The organism is Flavobacterium sp. CFBP9031 (genome assembly GCF_034044945.1).
Taxonomy (GTDB): Bacteria; Bacteroidota; Bacteroidia; order Flavobacteriales; family Flavobacteriaceae; genus Flavobacterium.
Genome location: NZ_JAXCWF010000001.1, coordinates 446,501 through 462,544, shown reverse-complemented (window position 1 = coordinate 462,544; position 16,044 = coordinate 446,501). Strand labels below are relative to the sequence as shown.

Genomic DNA, 16,044 nt, shown 5'->3' with positions numbered 1-16,044 from the left:
TAAAAAGAAATGAGAAAAAGTATTCTTCTATTAGCCGTATTTCTAAGTTCGCTTAGTTTTGTACAAGCCCAAAAATTAGACCTAATTCCGAAACCTGTATCCGTTCAGCAAAGTGCGGGAGAGTTTGTTTTGCCTTCGCCATTAAAAATTGTTGTAGACAAAAAACTTAAAAATAGCGCCGATTATATCACAGCTGGTTTTTCAAAAAATACTGGAATTACACCAATTATTTCCATTGAAAAAAAACACGGAAAAAATACTATTTCATTTCTAGTAGATAAGAAATTGGATCTGCCAGATGAAGGTTATCAATTAGAAATAAATGAAAAAGGAATTTTCGTAAAAGGAAAAACGGATAAAGGCGTTTTAAACGGATTCCAAACTTTACTGCAAATCTGTTCTGCAAAAGAAGTCAAAAAAGGAACTGTTCCGTTTGTAAAAATAGAAGATTATCCTCGTTTTGATTGGCGCGGAATGATGCTCGATTGTTCAAGACAATTTTTCGATAAACAAACCGTAAAAAATTATATCGACTGGTTGGCCGCTCATAAAATGAATGTTTTTCATTGGCATTTAACAGATGATAACGGTTGGAGAATCGAAATCAAATCATTGCCAGATTTAACTTTAAAAGGTGCTTGGAGAGGACCAGGAGAAGTTCTATTGCCGTCTTATGGTTCGGGAGATAAACGTTATGGCGGTTTTTATACACAAGAAGATATTAGAGAAGTCGTAGCTTATGCTGCAGATCGTGGTATTTCGGTTATGCCAGAGATTGAAATTCCGGGACATTCGCGTGCGGTAACGGCTTCATATCCAGAAGTGGGTTGTGCGATAACGCAGGAACTTAAAAGTGTTCAGGGAGAAGTAAAAAATGTTTGGTGTGTAGGGCGTGAAGAAAATTATGATCTTTTGGATTCAATAATCAAAGAAGTTTCTGGACTATTTCCTTTTGAATATATCCATATTGCGGGAGACGAAGTGAATCGTGCCAATTGGGAACATTGCCCAAAATGTCAAGCTTTGATGGCAAAAGAAGGATTTACAGACAGTTTTCAGCTTCAGAATTATTTCTTTAGAAGGGTTCAAACCATTGTTGACAAATACCATAAAAAAACAGATGGCTGGAATGAAATTCTGAAAGGGGGAGAAATCAATCCAAATACATTAATTTCTGCTTGGCAGGGAATTAGTTACGGAATTGAATCGGCTAAAAAAGGATACAAAACCATCATGATGCCAGGACAATTTACGTATTATGATATGGCACAATCTGAAACAGAACGCGGCCATCGATGGGCGGCAATTACGGATACAAAAAGAGCGTATTCTTTTGAACCAATTCCTGATGCCGATTTAACACCCGAAGAACAAAAAAATATAATTGGAGTTCAAGGTGCTCTGTGGAGCGAATATCTGGATCGCCCAGCAAGAATCATGGAATACCAAAGTTATCCGAGAATCAGTGCGTTGTCTGAAATTGGATGGTCTAAAAAAGAAGATAAAAACTGGGATGATTTTTATGGAAGATTAACCAATAGCCATTTAAAAAGATTGGCTGATATGGGAATTGCATTTAGAGATTTTCCCCCAACAGCTATTTATAAAAACGGAACGATTACTGTAGCACCACCTTATGAAGGTGCTATTGTACGATTTGATAAAGACGGAAATGAGCCAACAAGACAATCGGCTTTGTACACTGGACCAATTCAGACCAAAGATTACGAGCAGTATATGTTTAGAGTGTTTTTCAATGAAATGTCGGCAAGTCCAGCTGTAAAAGTGGAGAAATTGCCTGTTGCTACTTGGAATACTTCAAAAGTGGAAGTTCTGACTATTTCTGAAAATATATCAGATCATGTAGATAAAAAGGGCATTTGGTATCTGACTTTTAATCCGACAGATAATGGAGCAAACGGAACAATCAAAAATGTTTTGCTTTTTGAAAATGATAAATTAGTTCAGACTTACGCAGACGAAAAAACTTTAAAATCAAAACCTCGCGTGAGATTTCTAATTGAAAATTATAGCGAAAAAAATATCTATAGATTAGATTTTACGGTTGAAAATAAAGAAGAGAAAAAGTCTGCTGCAAATGTAAAATTCAATTGCTCGCCATATCAGGAACCAGAAGTAAAAGTGACTTCGTCGATGGCAGAAAATCCGAAGTTCCCAATTGCGAATCTGCAAGATTATAATGAAGAATCGTACTTGCGTACCGATGTTGCGTGTAAAGACGGCGATTGGATTTTGTATACTTTTACTAATCCTGTAACTTCTTCTAAAATTGATGTTTTAACTGGAATTCCGCATCATCCGAGATTTATCATTAACAACGGTTTTGTTGAGTTTTCATATAATGGAACTGATTTTATAAAAGGCGATAATTTCGATTACGGAAATGCATCCATTTATCCGAAACAGCCTGTAAAAGCAGTTAGAATTCAAATTACAGGAACCAATAATGAGCCTTTGATGGCGGGGCAGGACTTAAAAATTAATCCGTAGTACTATGAAAAATATTGGTGTCAAAATTATAATGGTTTCCTTGATTTTCTTGGGAATAAATGGTTATTCACAGAAAAAGGCAAAGCAATCTTTTGATGTAAAAAGAAATGAAGTTTACATCGATTCGATGATGACAAATGCTCTTGAAAAAGGTTTTTTTCCAGGAGCACAAATTATCGTAGGAACAGGAGATTTTAACTTGATTTACAAAAATTACGGTTATCACGATTATTCCAAAAAGCAGTTAGTAAAATCAGATGACGTTTTTGATCTAGCTTCAATGTCTAAAGTTTTAGGCGCAACGCTAGTTACAATGCGTTTGGTTGGAGATGGAAAAATTAAATTGACAGACCAAGTTGGTCAAATTGTTCCGATGTACAAAAATACAGCAATTTCGGATTTGACGCTTTTTGAACTCTTAACGCATACTTCAGGATTAACGCCAAGTATTACTTTTTATCAAGCATTGCTTTCCACGCCAGATAATTCGCCTTTGCTGAGCAATCAAAAATCAGAGCAATATCCTGAGCAGTTTGACAATATGTACGTAAACAAAAACATTGTTTACGATTCTAAATATTTGGTTTTTGAACCAAAAGAAAATTGGGTTCAGATTTATAAAAATATGTGGCTGAATCCAGAATTTTATCCATCAGTTTATGAAAGGATTGCGAAGGCGAATACAAATCCGAGAGGGAAATATTTGTACAGCGATTTAAACTTGCTTTTGGTAAAGCAAATGATTGAAACCAAAACAGGCAAAAAACTTGATCAGTTCACAAATGAAATTTATACTGAATTGGGAATTTCAAAAATTGGATACAATCCGTTAAAATGGACTTCGATAGATAATGTCATGCCAACTGAAGTGGATAATTTTTTCAGAAAAGATACTATTAAAGGTTATGTGCACGATGAAGCAGCGGCAATTTTTGGCGGTGTTTCTGGAAATGCAGGTTTGTTCGCCAACGCAGAATCGATTGCCGTAATCTGCAAAATGCTCATGAACAACGGAAATTATAAAGGCAAACAGATTTTAAAAGCAAATGTTGTCAAAGAGTTTACCGATTCTCCGCTTGCGAAAGAAGGAATTTATAGAGGTTTAGGTTTTGATAAAAGAAAACCAGACGAGTTTTTTACAAAAGACGATTTTGGACATACGGGTTTTACAGGAACTTTTTTCTTTATGAATAGAAATACCAATAGATTTTTAATTATTCTTACGAATCGAGTTAATCCAACAAGAACAAACCGATTAATGTACAAAGACGATTTTAGTGCTAAAATCTGGAGGCAAATTAATAATTAAAATTTAGCCCCAGATTAAAAAAATTAAAAAGATTTCTTGTTTCACGCAGATTTTACAGATTTAAACAGATCAAGACAGATTATAAGATTTAAACAAATCTGCTAGAATCTGCAAAATCTGCGTGAAAAACTAAGCACAGCCAAATAAAAAAATCCTTTTTAATTCTTTTATCCCGATAGCTATCGGGAGTGGCAAAAAAACATAAACATTATGAAAAATATAATAATCTGCATACTAATTTCAGCAGTTTCTTTTGCGCAGCAAATAAAAACCGGCGCTGAGAATTCTGAAAAATACTTGCCTTTATTGAAAGGCAAAACCGTAGGAATCGTTACCAATCAAACGGGAATTATCACTAAAGAAAAACACTTAGTCGATTTTTTAGTAGAACAAAAAGTAAAAATCAAAACCATTTTTGCACCAGAACACGGTTTTAGAGGAACGGCGGATGCGGGCGAACATGTATCTGACGAAATCGATTCTAAAACAGGGTTATCCATTACTTCATTATACGGAAAAAACAATAAACCAACACCAGAGCAATTAAAAGGAATCGATATTATGATTTTTGATTTGCAGGATGTTGGAACGCGATTATACACGTATGTTTCTACAATGCACCGCATTATGGAAGCTTGCGCTGAGAACAATGTTCCACTGATTGTACTGGATCGTCCCAATCCGAATATCGCGATTGTTGACGGTCCGGTTTTGGACATTGCTTTTAAAAGCGGTATCGGAATGCACCCAACGCCTTTATTGCACGGAATGACTTTGGGCGAAGAAGCAAAAATGATCAACGGACAGAAATGGCTGAAAGATGGAATTCAATGTAAATTGACCGTAATTCCGTGTTTAAATTATACTAGAAAAAGCACCTATAGTCTTCCCGTTAGGCCTTCGCCAAATTTACCAAACGATCAATCGATTAATTTATATGTGAGTTTATGTCTTTTTGAAGGAACCAATGTGAGCATGGGACGCGGAACCGAAAAGCAATTTCAGATTTATGGTTCACCTTATCTTCCTAAAAGTGATTTTGCTTTTACTCCAAAACCTAATTTTGGCGATAAAGATCCTTTGTATAAAGGCGTGGAATGTAACGGAGAAGATTTATCTGCAATTCCAAAAATAAACAGATTAGAAATAAAATGGTTAATTAAAGCCTATCAGACCACTTCTGATAAATCGAAGTTTTTTGATAAAAGAAAATTTGCCATTCGTGCTGGCAACGAAAAACTGCAACAGCAAATTGAAGCCGGAATTTCGGAAGAAGAAATTAGAAACAGCTGGAAAGAAGGTGTGGCAACATTTAAAAAAATGCGTGCTAAATATTTGATTTATAAGTAATATCTCTCAGATTTGCTTAGATTGTAGCAAAATAGATCATTTATTCATCCGGACTAGTTATAATTATAAAACTGGTATGCTTTATTGGTACGGTAAGAAACTACTTTTGCAAAAAAAATAGTAAACCAAAATGAAAAAGATCTATTTTGCTGTCTTTACAGTAATTTGTACCAATTTTTACGCACAGACAAAGAACGATTCCATCAACCAAATGGATGAAGTTATTATTAATGAAGGCCGTTTTAATACACCAATTTCTAAACAAAACAGAAATGTATATGTTATCTCGAGCGAAACCATTAAAAAACTGCCAGGAAGAACGTTGCAAGAAGTATTGCAATATGCAAACGGTGTAGACATCAGACAAAGAGGACCATTTGGAACTCAAGCCGACATTAGTGTTGACGGTGGAAGTTTTGAGCAAACCGTTGTTTTGCTAAACGGAGCAAAAGTAATCGACTCGCAAACTGCCCATAATATGTTGAATCTGCCTCTTCCGGTTGAAGCAATTGAAAGAATAGAAGTAGTTCGTGGTCCAGCTGCGAGAATTTACGGAATTAACAGTTTAACAGGAGCAATTAATATTATTACCAAAAAACCAACCGATTCTGGTTTTATGGTAAGCACTTATGCAAGTTCTAATTTCGAAAAAGATACGCAAGATACAGGCGATACTTTTTACGGAACAGGAATTCAGGCTGGAGCTGTTTTAGGCAAAGAAAAACAGCAGCATTTACTTTTTGCTTCGCATGATAAAAGCAACGGATACCGCTATAATACAGCATTCGAAAACAACAAAATTTTCTATCAAGGAAATGTTCAGATCAATGATAAAAACGAAATTTTAGGTTCTGCAGGTTATATCAATAACGGATTTGGTGCAAACGGATTTTACGCTGCGCCTGGAGATAAAAACTCAACCGAAATTGTTCAGACTACATTTGCCAACATTCAGTCCAATCATCAAATTACGGACAGTTGGAAAATTATGCCGAGAGTGACATATAGATACAATTATGATGATTACCGTTATTTAGGAAACTCAAATTTGGCTGTTGGAAGAAGTCAGCATTATACCAATTCTATTGCGGGAGAATTGAACTCTACGGTTAAATTATCTAAAGGAGAAATTGGTTTTGGAGCGGAGTTTAGAAACGAAAACATTCACTCTTCAAACATTGGAGATCACGATCGTGAAAATGTTGGATTGTATGCAGAATACAGAACGAGTTTTACTGAAAAACTAGATGTAAATATCGGAACATATTTAAACTATAATTCAGATTACAAATGGCAGATTTATCCAGGAATTGATGCTAGTTATGCCATTACAGATGCATTTAAAATTATTGGAAATGTAGGAACAAGCCAAAGAATCCCATCGTTTACAGATTTGTATTTGAAGCAGACAGGAAATATCGGAAATCCAGAATTAGATTCAGAAAACGCGTTTCAGAGCGAAATCGGATTTAAATACAACAAAAGAGCTTTGAGCTTTAATGCGAATTATTTCTACAGAAAAATAGACAACTATATCGACTGGATGCGTAATCTTACAACGCAGCCGTGGCAAAGTCAAAACACAGGAGATTTGAACACCAACGGTATCAATTTGCGTGGAACTTATAGATTCGATTTCTCTAAAGATTCTAGATTGAACATCCTTCTAGGATACACCTATTTAGATTCTGAATTTAAAACAGCGCGTACAGAAACGTATTCGAAATATTCCATTTCTTCATTAAAGCATCAAATTACCAACACGATAGATTATCAGTTTAAAAATCTGTCTGTAATGTTTGCAACTCGTTTTAACGAAAGAATTACAGGACCTTCTTACTGGGTAAATGATTTTAGAGTTAGCCAGTCAATCAATAAATTCACCATTTTCTTAGATGGACAAAATATTTTCAATGCAACGTATTATGAAGTAGGAGCGGTGCCGCTGCCTTCTAGATGGTTTACATTGGGAGTGAAATTAGTTACTTTTTAATTGCAATTTTGAAATAGAAAAAAAAGGGAAGATATCGAAATTATCTTCCCTTTTTTGTGAAAAGACATCTTAAATTGCATTAGAAAGTTTTATCGGACCAAATGGTAACGATTTGAAAAATAGTAATCATTACGGGGAAAATTTTATTAAATAGCATTTCTTTAAAAGCCACTACTTTTTCTTCATTTGTTAATTCACTATTTTTTAAAACATTGGCAGATCTCGACAAGTATTTCATTATAAAAATGCTACAAGAAAAAATGATTAAAAAGTAAAACAGTTGGTTTGGTAGAACTTCAAAATAGAAATTAGAAGCAACAAGTATCAATCCAAATGGAATCAAACCTAAATAGTTTTTGCTAATATTTTTATTGTTTAGTTTTAGGTAAAGCACAAAATTTAAAAGTAAGAAGAATAATGAATAACCAATTTTTAGAATCATTTTTAGAAAAGAAATATAAGTTTTGATTTGTTTTTGAAAGCAATATTAGTCTTTTTAAAAATATAATAAAAAAAGCCTGTGAATATTACGTTTACAGGTTATTCTTTTTTAACCAAAGATTGACATCATCAAACATCTGTTTATTTACGGTATGGCCTTCTTCGTAAGAATGAAAATTTGGATTTAAGTTTTTTGTTTTTAGAAAATCAGAAGCATCTAAGGCATATTGATAATTTAAAACGGCATCTTGTTTTCCGTGCGAAATGAAGATTTTAAGATTTTCAAGACGTTTTTCATCTGCCATAAACGGTTGTATTTCTGGTAAAAGTCTTCCGCTCATTACAGCAATTCCCTTTACTTTTTCTGGAGCAGTAAGCGCAACACTGTAACTCATAATTCCGCCTTGGCTAAATCCCATTAAATAAACTTCATCTGGATTAAAGTTGATTTCAGATTTTAAATCAGTAACAAAATCAATCAGCATTACTCTTGATTTTTCTGCTTGTTCAGCATTTATTTGAGGTTTTCCAGTAGAAAAATCTACCTGAAACCAAGCAAAACTATTTGGGCCGAAAGTTAGCGGGCCGCGCGCAGAAACTACGACAAAGTTATCTGGCAATTCGGGAGCAAACGAAAAGAGATTTTGTTCGTTTCCGCCAACGCCATGAAGCAAAATCACCAAAGGCGGATTTGCCGTTTTTATTTTTGGTTCTCTAATTAAATAATGCAGTTTAGTTTTTTCTTTGGTTGAATTCATAATCGTAAAACTGAAAATTGATAAGGTAATAAGGACAGCAAATGCTATCCAAAAAGGCTTTTTTATACTCATGCTTTGTCTATTTTTACAGACATCATATTGAGTGATCCGGCAACAAGTTCGTCATTAAAAACAGTCGCTTTTTCGTCTTTTTCTTGAAGCGATAAAATGTACAATAATGGAAGATAATGTTCTGGTGTTGGAACCGCCAATTCAAATTCTCGTCCTTGTTTATCAAACTGAATAAGCGATTTATGGTCATTGTCCAAAATCATGCTTTTCATTTTTTCATTTGCAATATGCGCCCATTCGAAGGCATAACCAGGAACCATCATTTTGTCCCATGCCGCTAGACGCAAGTTGTGAACCGTATTTCCGCTTCCAACAATAAGAACACCTTTTCGGCGCAAGGCAGCCAATTCTTTCCCCAATTCATAATGATATGAGGCAGGTTGCGTATAATCAATACTCATTTCGATAACTGGAATATCGGCGTTTGGATAAAGAAATTTTACCACCGTCCAGCATCCGTGATCCAATCCCCAGCTATTGTCTAAACCAACCGAAGTTGAAGTAATCAGTTTTTGTGTTTCCAAAGCCAATTCGGGACTTCCAGGCGCAGGATATTGCACATCGAAAAGTGCCTGCGGAAAACCTCCAAAATCATGAATAGTGGGTGGTTTTTGCATTGCTGTTACAAAAGTTCCTTTGGTTTCCCAATGCGCCGAAATACAAAGTATGGCTCTTGGCTTTGGCAATGTTTTGGCTACTTGCTGAAAACCTTGCGTGAAATTATTATCTGCCAATGCATTCATGGGATTTCCGTGTCCAAGAAAAAGTACTGGCATTCGTTCTGTTGGGCCAAAAGTATCTACGGCCGTTTTGAGTGAGCTCAGTTTCATTGCTGCAGCTCCGATAGGTAAAATTGCCATGGTTTTTAGAAAATCTTTACGATTCATTTTTTATAATTAATTGCTTAAAAAGTATCTTTTATTTGTGATACAAAATTGCATTTAATTATAACCAAAGAGGTAACGATTTTCGGAAGAAAGGTTGTGTTTTTAAGAAAGAAGCTTCTTCATTTCTTCTCTAAATTCGGTTGGAGTCATTCCTGCTTTTCGTTTGAAAGCGTGCGTAAAATAGGTTTTTTCATTAAAACCGAGTTCATAACCTATTTCGGCAATGTTTTTATCGGTGGTCATTAATAAGTTTTTGGCTTCAGTCAATTTTCGGGTTTCAATAATTTCCGAAACGCTTTGCTGTAGAATATTCTGGCAGATAATATTTAAATTGCGCGAAGTCATAAAGAGTTTTTCTGCATAGAAATTAACGTCTTTAGATTCTTTATAATGCTCTTCTAACAATCTCAGAAAGTTTTTAAACGTAGAACTTTGAATTTTTTTCGATTCATCATTATTCAAATTCAATTTGCGTCTTTCCGATTCAATAATCGTAAAAAGCGCGCTTAATAATTGTTTGATAACGGCAAGATCAGGAGCTTCTTGTTGGTATTCATCAAAAATAATTTTGCAGATCGTATCTAGTTTTTCAAAACACTGATTGCTCTGCAAACTAATATTTGCTTTGTCATGAAAGGAAGCATAAAGGCTAAAAGTAGTTTCGGCAATAAATTCACTTTTAAATCGTAAAACCCACATATCACAATTACCATCTTTTACAAGAGGTTTTGCGCGATGAATTTTTCCTTGAGTGACAAAACTGATAAAAGGCGCTTCGATTAATTTGGATTGAAAATCTATAAAATGTTCCAGCTGACCTTTATTTCCAATAATAAGTTCTTCAAAATCATGTGCATGAGGTTCGTTTACCGATTGCATAATTTTTTCAGATTCGGCAGTTGTAATTTTAAACATTTTGAAAATCTCAGTCATAGATCAATTTTATAGAATTTTAAAGGTAATTATTATTCTTAGAACATTCTGCTGAAGATAAAAAACAAAGAGGGAAAAAATAATTAAAGCCTTGAAATAGAATCATATAAATTTTATACAAAATCATGTAACAAATTTTCGAGCTATTTTTTTCAATTTTACGAGTCTATGAAAACAAAGTAATAATCATACTTTCAGTTTTTGATGGTATAAAAAGAATTAGAAATGGATACACGAGATGAAAAAAACGATTTATTCCAAGATGGAATTGATCGTACGCAAGAAACCAATTGGGATCCTATTTTAGGATATCAGATGTATTTTCCGAATGATGAAAATAAGCACGAACACCTAAACGAAACAGATTATCCTCTGCACCAGCAAAACACGGGAGATTGGGGAGATGATGCCGATTACGAAGAACTTAGGCATAAAAATAATTTAAATAGAGACATTGCTGAAAATGAAGCAACAAAAACAGACTAAAAATAGAAATAAAGAGCGGAAATTTTCTGCTCTTTTTTTTACTTATCGCAAATTATAAGAAATTAAAAAGTTTGTTATATAATAAGTTAATGAAATTATGTAAGGTGAGCAAGGGCGAAATTCAGTATTTTTACAGTATTAAAGAAGGAAATATTTATTTAAAAATATAGGATTATGAAAAGGCAAATAAAAATGAAACTTGCTTTCTTAATTCTTCTTACGGGACTAGCATTTTCTTGTAAAAAAGAACGAAAGCACTACAATAGACTCATCCGAAAATGATTCTATTCAAAACACTATTGATACCGTTGGACCAGAAGTGGATACGATTAATATGGATACAACTGTAACAGTTAAAGCCGATACAATTACGAAATAATTATTCGGCAAAAAAATAGTAGAAAGCTGAATCTTAATGATTCAGCTTTTTTGATTTTAGAATCAGATAAAAGAATTGAACGAATGTTAAAAATAAAAACGTTTTTCTCTATATTTGAGAAACAGTTTAACCGTTTCAATGCCTTTTTTTTATTAAACAACTTTAGAAATTACCTTTATTTAGTACGATAATGGAGCTAATAAATAATTTAGACCTTTTTCAAACCGTCTTTAATTCTGCGCCAAATGGAATAGCAGTTTTAAAGTCTTTGTACGATAATAAAGGCAAAATAGAAGATTTTTCAATATTATTGTTTAATACTTATATCATCAACTGGATTGATGATAAAGAATACAAAGAAAAACCATTCAGTAAAGTTTTCTCTAAAATAAATAAAACCAATATTTTAGAACAGTTTATTGAAACTGCAGAAACTGGAGTTACAGCCAATTTTGAACAATGGTATCGAGAAGAAGCCAACAAACAATGTTTCAGATTTACTGCTGTAAAACAAGACGATGTTTTGGTGGTAACCATGGAAGATATCACAGAAAAGAAACATGCCGAAACAGCGCTTCATAATGCATTGCTTGATGCAGAAAAACAAAAAAGGCTATACAATTCTATCTTAAACGGAACTCCTGATCTGGCTTATGTCTTTAGTCTCGATTATAAATTTACTTACGCAAACAAAGCTTTATTGACGATGTGGGGCAAGTCTGAAGAAGACGCAATCGGACGCGGATTAATTGAAAATGGTTATGAGGACTGGCATGCCGAAATGCATGAAGAAGAAATAGATACTGTAGTGGCTACGAAAAAACCACTTCGAGGAACAGTTTCTTTTCCGCATGCAGAACTGGGAAGAAGAATTTACGATTATATTTTTGTTCCAGTCTTTAATGAAAATGGAGAAGTAGAGTTTGTTGCTGGAACAACACGTGATATTACAGAAAGCAAGCAAGCACAGGAAAAATTGCAGCAAAGTGAGAATCGTTTTCGCAAAATGATTCATCAAACGCCAGCTCCGACTTTAGTGCTTAAAGGCGATGATCTTATTATTGAGCAGATCAATAAGCATATGCTGCAAATGATTGGACGAGGAGAAGAAATTATTGGCATGCGACTGATTGATGTTTTGCCAGAACTCGAAGGGCAATATGTTTGGGAGCAAGTTTTAAAGGTGTATAATGAAGGAATTCCCTTTGATCAAAGTGAAGTTTTGGTGCCTCACAATCGTACAGGTGAATTAAAAAACTATTATTATAATTTGGCTTATCGCCCATTAATTGAAGATGGAGAGATAACAGGAATGATACAAGTGGCGGTTGAGGTTACTCAACAAGTTGTAGCACGCCAAAAAATGGAGGAGAGTGAAAGCCGTTTTCGAGCTTTAATCAACGCATCATCTGATTTGGTTTATAGAATGGATGCCGATTGGATGATTATGCAAGATTTAGAAGGAGATGGAAGTTCGACTAATCAAAGAGAACGTGGTGTCAATTGGTTGGATAAATTTATTCATTCGAGCGATTTGCAGATGGCTGTACATCTTATTTCTAAATCTATAGTAGAAAAATCCATTTTTGAAATGGAGCATAGGGTTATAAATAAAGACGATTCTGTTAGCTGGGTTTTCTCTAGAGTAGTACCGATATTAGACGATCAAGAAAAAATTATTGAATGGTTTGGTGCATCGAGTGATATTACTTCGCAGAAAGAACTTCAAAATGTTATTGCAGAAAGTGGAGAACGATTTAGACAGCTTGCAGATTTGGTTCCTCAAATTATTTGGACAGCCAATTCAGAAGGTTTTGTTGATTATTACAATAGCCGCTGGTACGAATATACGGGTTACATAGAAGATGAATTTGGAGATCCAAGCTGGATTTCAAAATTACATGCAGATGATGTTTATTTAGTGTCAAAAATGTGGTACGAAAGTGTCCATGCCGGAGTTCCTTATCAGACGGAATTTCGTTTAAAAAATGCCAATACAGGAGAATACCGATGGTTTTTAAGTAAAGCGCTTCCTATTAGAGATAAAGAAGGCATCATTACCAATTGGTTTGGCACCTGTACAGATATTCACGAACAAAAGTCGATTACTGAAAAACTTGAGATTTTGGTAACAGATCGCACTAAAGAACTGCAAAGATCTAACGACGATTTACAGCAGTTTGCGCATGTTGCTTCGCATGATTTAAAAGAACCGGTTCGAAAGATTAAAACTTTTTTAAGCCGTCTAGAAGATCATATGGCAGGACAGTTTGACGAATCTTCATCAAAATATATTGAACGAATTCATGTCGCGGCAGATCGTATGTTTAATATGATTGATGGTGTTTTAGCGTATTCGAAAATGAATGCCGATTCGCAAAAAACTACAGTAGTCGATTTAAATGAAGTTATTAAAAATATAGAAACTGATCTTGAAATTGCGCTTCAAAATACAAATGGGACCATTTATTTTGAAGAACTTCCTATTATAGAAGGTGCTTCAGTATTGTTGTATCAGCTGTTTTATAATCTTATTAATAATTCTATTAAATTTGCTAAAGAAGATACTCCGCCAGAAATAAGTATTACAGCAACAGAACAAATTGAAGAAGGGAACAGAATTGCGATAATTACAGTAGAAGATAACGGAATTGGTTTTGATCTTGATCAAACAGGACGAATTTTTGAAACCTTTACACGCTTAAATTCTAAGGATCGTTATGAAGGAACGGGGTTAGGGTTATCGCTTTGCAAAAAAATAGCCGAACGTCACGGCGGAAGTATTACAGCCACAGGAATTGCTAATAAAGGAGCCATTTTTATTATAACATTGCCATTTGAGCAAAAAGTAAAAGACATTTAAGTATGCAAGAAAAGATGATTTTATTGGCAGATGACGATCAGGATGATGCAGAAATGTTTTGCGAAGCATTGGCAGAAATAGATGAAAGTATTGTTTGTCATTGTTCAGAAAATGGTAGCGGTGTGCTAAATACGCTGAAAAATCAGGAGAAGATTCCAGAAATTGTTTTTCTAGATTTAAATATGCCAGTTATGAACGGCTGGGAATGTCTGAAGCAATTAAAATCAGAAGAACGATATAGAGATATTCCTGTAATTATGATTTCTACTTCTTCATACATAAATGATATGGATACGGCTGCCAATCTTGGAGCGCTCTGCTATTTTGTGAAACCAAATAATTTTGACGACTTAAAACAGGTCTTGAGATTAATTACTTCAAACCTTGAAAATGGAGTAAAAGAAACTTTTTCAAATCTTGAAAAGAATAAATATTTGCATGTTTTTCTTGCAGAATAAAACGATGTTTTCTTTTCTTGAAAAGCAAAACGTATGAATTTCTTTTATAAAAAAAGGGCTTGCTAAAAAGTGTTTTTTATTTTAAGATGTTGATTTTTAAAATCTTGAATTGTATTGAAAGGTTATTTTAATAAAAAAAAATAAAAAAAATGATTTTAAACTTGACTAATTCGGTAGAATTAATATATATTTGTATCACAGAAAATTTATATAATGATACTTATCCAGAAAGACTGAGGGAATAGGCCCATTGAAGTCTTAGCAACCTGTTGCCGAATAAGGTGCTAAATCCTTCCGCTGTGTGCGGGCAGATAAGAAAGATTTCTCCGTAAATCTGTTTAAGATCATCCAATTAAAATCTTTATTATGAAAGCAGAATCCATTTTGTACACCAGTTATGAACTCTTGAATTCCATTTTTGAAGAAAACAGTTTTGCTTTTTTCTGAAGGCTAAAAGACTAGTTTCTCTCCAATTTCTTTTATAAACAACAATATCGCTAATGACTTTTTCATTGGCCTAAAATTCTTTTGTCTAATCTTAAAACTAAAAATAAAATGAAAAAAATACTATTCGGTTTTGCTTTGCTTTTTGGAGCTTTTCAAACTCAAGCGCAGGAAAATAATTTACAATTAAAAGGGACTGTTGTCGATACCGTAGCACAATATGTTTACCTGCAAAAGTTTCACAATAAAATGTTTACTACAATTGATTCGGTAAAAGTAAAAGATGGAAATTTTAGTTTTAAAACAAAAGTAAAAACACCAGAATTATACGGATTAAGTGTCAATACAGAAAGTTCGCCTTTGTATGTTTTTCTTGAAAAAGACCCGATTACAGTAAAACTGAGTCCGAAGAAATATTATACTGCTTCTGTAGTTGAAGGTTCGGCTTCTCAAGATTTGTTCGAAATCTATAAAAAGAGCAAAGATGTAGAAATCAGTAAATTCATAACCGAACATCCAAAATCTATTGTTTCGGCTTATGTATTGTACAGAAACTGGTCTTATAGATTAACGCCAGAGCAGATTACACAAAATATTGCTTTGCTGGATAAAAGTCTTCAAAATACCACTTACGTGAAAGAATTAAAAGAACTGGCTATTGTTTTAGACGGATTAGCAGTTGGTAAAAAAGCCCCTGATTTTACAGCCAATGATCCTGACGGAAAGCCAGTTCGACTTTATGACAATTTAAAGGGAGGTTATACTCTAGTTGATTTTTGGGCTTCATGGTGCGGGCCATGCCGAAGAGAGAATCCGAATATTGTAGCCGCTTACAAAGAATTTCATGATAAAGGATTCAACATTGTAGGGATTTCTCTAGATAAAAAGAAAGAAAACTGGATTAAAGGAATCCAAGATGATAATTTAACCTGGACACATGTTTCAGATTTACTTTTCTGGAACAGTGCTGTTGCTAAATTATACGGTGTAAGAGCTATTCCAGGAAATTATTTAGTGGATTCTAAAGGAATAATCGTCGCTAAAAATCTGCATGGAGAAGAATTACAAGCTACACTAAAAACGCTTTTAGAAAATAAAATTTAATAAAGAAATACGCAATCTTGTCGTTCCTCGAAATGACAAAAATTGAGAAGGAATAC

The 16,044-nt window shown here is 34.0% G+C and carries 11 protein-coding genes and 1 riboswitch; of the genes, 8 read left to right on the top strand and 3 right to left on the bottom strand.

What is annotated here, in order from left to right; all coding sequences use genetic code 11:
- The first annotated feature begins 9 nt into the window (after positions 1 to 9).
- The 4 genes from SOM12_RS02010 (at position 10) to SOM12_RS01995 (ending at position 7,163) form a co-directional block, all read left to right on the top strand.
- Entirely contained in the window at positions 10 to 2,511 is a 2,502-nt protein-coding gene (locus SOM12_RS02010) for a beta-N-acetylhexosaminidase (protein ID WP_320492202.1), read from the top strand.
- 4 nt (positions 2,512 to 2,515) lie between these two features.
- Positions 2,516 to 3,820 (top strand): serine hydrolase domain-containing protein, encoded by a 1,305-nt coding sequence (locus SOM12_RS02005; protein ID WP_095928988.1) that lies wholly within the window; start codon positions 2,516 to 2,518, stop codon positions 3,818 to 3,820.
- A gap of 210 nt (positions 3,821 to 4,030) precedes the next feature.
- Positions 4,031 to 5,170 (top strand): exo-beta-N-acetylmuramidase NamZ family protein, encoded by a 1,140-nt coding sequence (locus SOM12_RS02000; RefSeq protein WP_095928987.1) that lies wholly within the window; start codon positions 4,031 to 4,033, stop codon positions 5,168 to 5,170.
- A gap of 130 nt (positions 5,171 to 5,300) precedes the next feature.
- On the top strand, positions 5,301 to 7,163 hold the full coding sequence (locus tag SOM12_RS01995; RefSeq protein WP_320492201.1) for a TonB-dependent receptor plug domain-containing protein: 1,863 nt from the start codon (positions 5,301 to 5,303) through the stop codon (positions 7,161 to 7,163).
- Positions 7,164 to 7,696: 533 nt separating this feature from the next.
- Here the strand turns inward: SOM12_RS01995 and SOM12_RS01990 are convergent.
- The 3 genes from SOM12_RS01990 to SOM12_RS01980 form a co-directional block, all read right to left on the bottom strand.
- On the bottom strand, positions 7,697 to 8,434 hold the full coding sequence (locus tag SOM12_RS01990) for an alpha/beta hydrolase (protein ID WP_095928985.1): 738 nt from the start codon (positions 8,432 to 8,434) through the stop codon (positions 7,697 to 7,699).
- Entirely contained in the window at positions 8,431 to 9,321 is an 891-nt protein-coding gene (ygiD, locus tag SOM12_RS01985) for a 4,5-DOPA dioxygenase extradiol (RefSeq protein WP_320492200.1), read from the bottom strand. Before ygiD ends, SOM12_RS01990 begins: the two co-directional genes overlap by 4 nt.
- A 102-nt stretch (positions 9,322 to 9,423) precedes the next feature.
- Positions 9,424 to 10,254: a helix-turn-helix domain-containing protein gene (locus tag SOM12_RS01980; protein WP_095928984.1), complete on the bottom strand. Its 831-nt coding sequence runs from the start codon at positions 10,252 to 10,254 to the stop codon at positions 9,424 to 9,426.
- A 225-nt stretch (positions 10,255 to 10,479) separates the two neighbouring features.
- Here SOM12_RS01980 and SOM12_RS01975 point away from each other — a divergent pair, with 225 nt between their 5' ends.
- From SOM12_RS01975 to SOM12_RS01960, 4 genes are all read left to right on the top strand, one after another.
- Positions 10,480 to 10,740, top strand: coding sequence for a hypothetical protein (locus tag SOM12_RS01975; protein WP_320492199.1), 261 nt, complete (start codon positions 10,480 to 10,482; stop codon positions 10,738 to 10,740).
- Between the two features lie 569 nt (positions 10,741 to 11,309).
- Complete coding sequence (locus SOM12_RS01970; RefSeq protein ID WP_320492198.1) at positions 11,310 to 13,982, top strand: PAS domain S-box protein; 2,673 nt, start codon at positions 11,310 to 11,312, stop codon at positions 13,980 to 13,982.
- Positions 13,983 to 13,984: 2 nt separating this feature from the next.
- The gene (locus SOM12_RS01965; protein WP_320492197.1) at positions 13,985 to 14,440 is read left to right on the top strand and encodes a response regulator; all 456 of its coding nucleotides are present in this window, start codon (positions 13,985 to 13,987) and stop codon (positions 14,438 to 14,440) included.
- Positions 14,441 to 14,657: 217 nt separating this feature from the next.
- Positions 14,658 to 14,758: riboswitch (SAM riboswitch) on the top strand.
- A gap of 237 nt (positions 14,759 to 14,995) precedes the next feature.
- Positions 14,996 to 15,988: a TlpA disulfide reductase family protein gene (locus SOM12_RS01960; RefSeq protein WP_320492196.1), complete on the top strand. Its 993-nt coding sequence runs from the start codon at positions 14,996 to 14,998 to the stop codon at positions 15,986 to 15,988.
- Positions 15,989 to 16,044: the final 56 nt, after the last annotated feature.

What these genes read in the sequence shown, in the direction of transcription:
- SOM12_RS02000 (WP_095928987.1), top strand. Translation starts at nt 4,031, where the DNA reads ATGAAAAATATAATAATCTGCATACTAATTTCAGCAGTTTCTTTTGCG.
- SOM12_RS01995 (WP_320492201.1), top strand. Translation starts at nt 5,301, where the DNA reads ATGAAAAAGATCTATTTTGCTGTCTTTACAGTAATTTGTACCAATTTT.
- SOM12_RS01980 (WP_095928984.1), bottom strand. Translation starts at nt 10,254, where the DNA reads ATGACTGAGATTTTCAAAATGTTTAAAATTACAACTGCCGAATCTGAA.
- SOM12_RS01990 (WP_095928985.1), bottom strand. Translation starts at nt 8,434, where the DNA reads ATGAGTATAAAAAAGCCTTTTTGGATAGCATTTGCTGTCCTTATTACC.
- ygiD (WP_320492200.1), bottom strand. Translation starts at nt 9,321, where the DNA reads ATGAATCGTAAAGATTTTCTAAAAACCATGGCAATTTTACCTATCGGA.
- SOM12_RS02005 (WP_095928988.1), top strand. Translation starts at nt 2,516, where the DNA reads ATGAAAAATATTGGTGTCAAAATTATAATGGTTTCCTTGATTTTCTTG.
- SOM12_RS02010 (WP_320492202.1), top strand. Translation starts at nt 10, where the DNA reads ATGAGAAAAAGTATTCTTCTATTAGCCGTATTTCTAAGTTCGCTTAGT.
- SOM12_RS01975 (WP_320492199.1), top strand. Translation starts at nt 10,480, where the DNA reads ATGGATACACGAGATGAAAAAAACGATTTATTCCAAGATGGAATTGAT.
- SOM12_RS01965 (WP_320492197.1), top strand. Translation starts at nt 13,985, where the DNA reads ATGCAAGAAAAGATGATTTTATTGGCAGATGACGATCAGGATGATGCA.
- SOM12_RS01960 (WP_320492196.1), top strand. Translation starts at nt 14,996, where the DNA reads ATGAAAAAAATACTATTCGGTTTTGCTTTGCTTTTTGGAGCTTTTCAA.
- SOM12_RS01970 (WP_320492198.1), top strand. Translation starts at nt 11,310, where the DNA reads ATGGAGCTAATAAATAATTTAGACCTTTTTCAAACCGTCTTTAATTCT.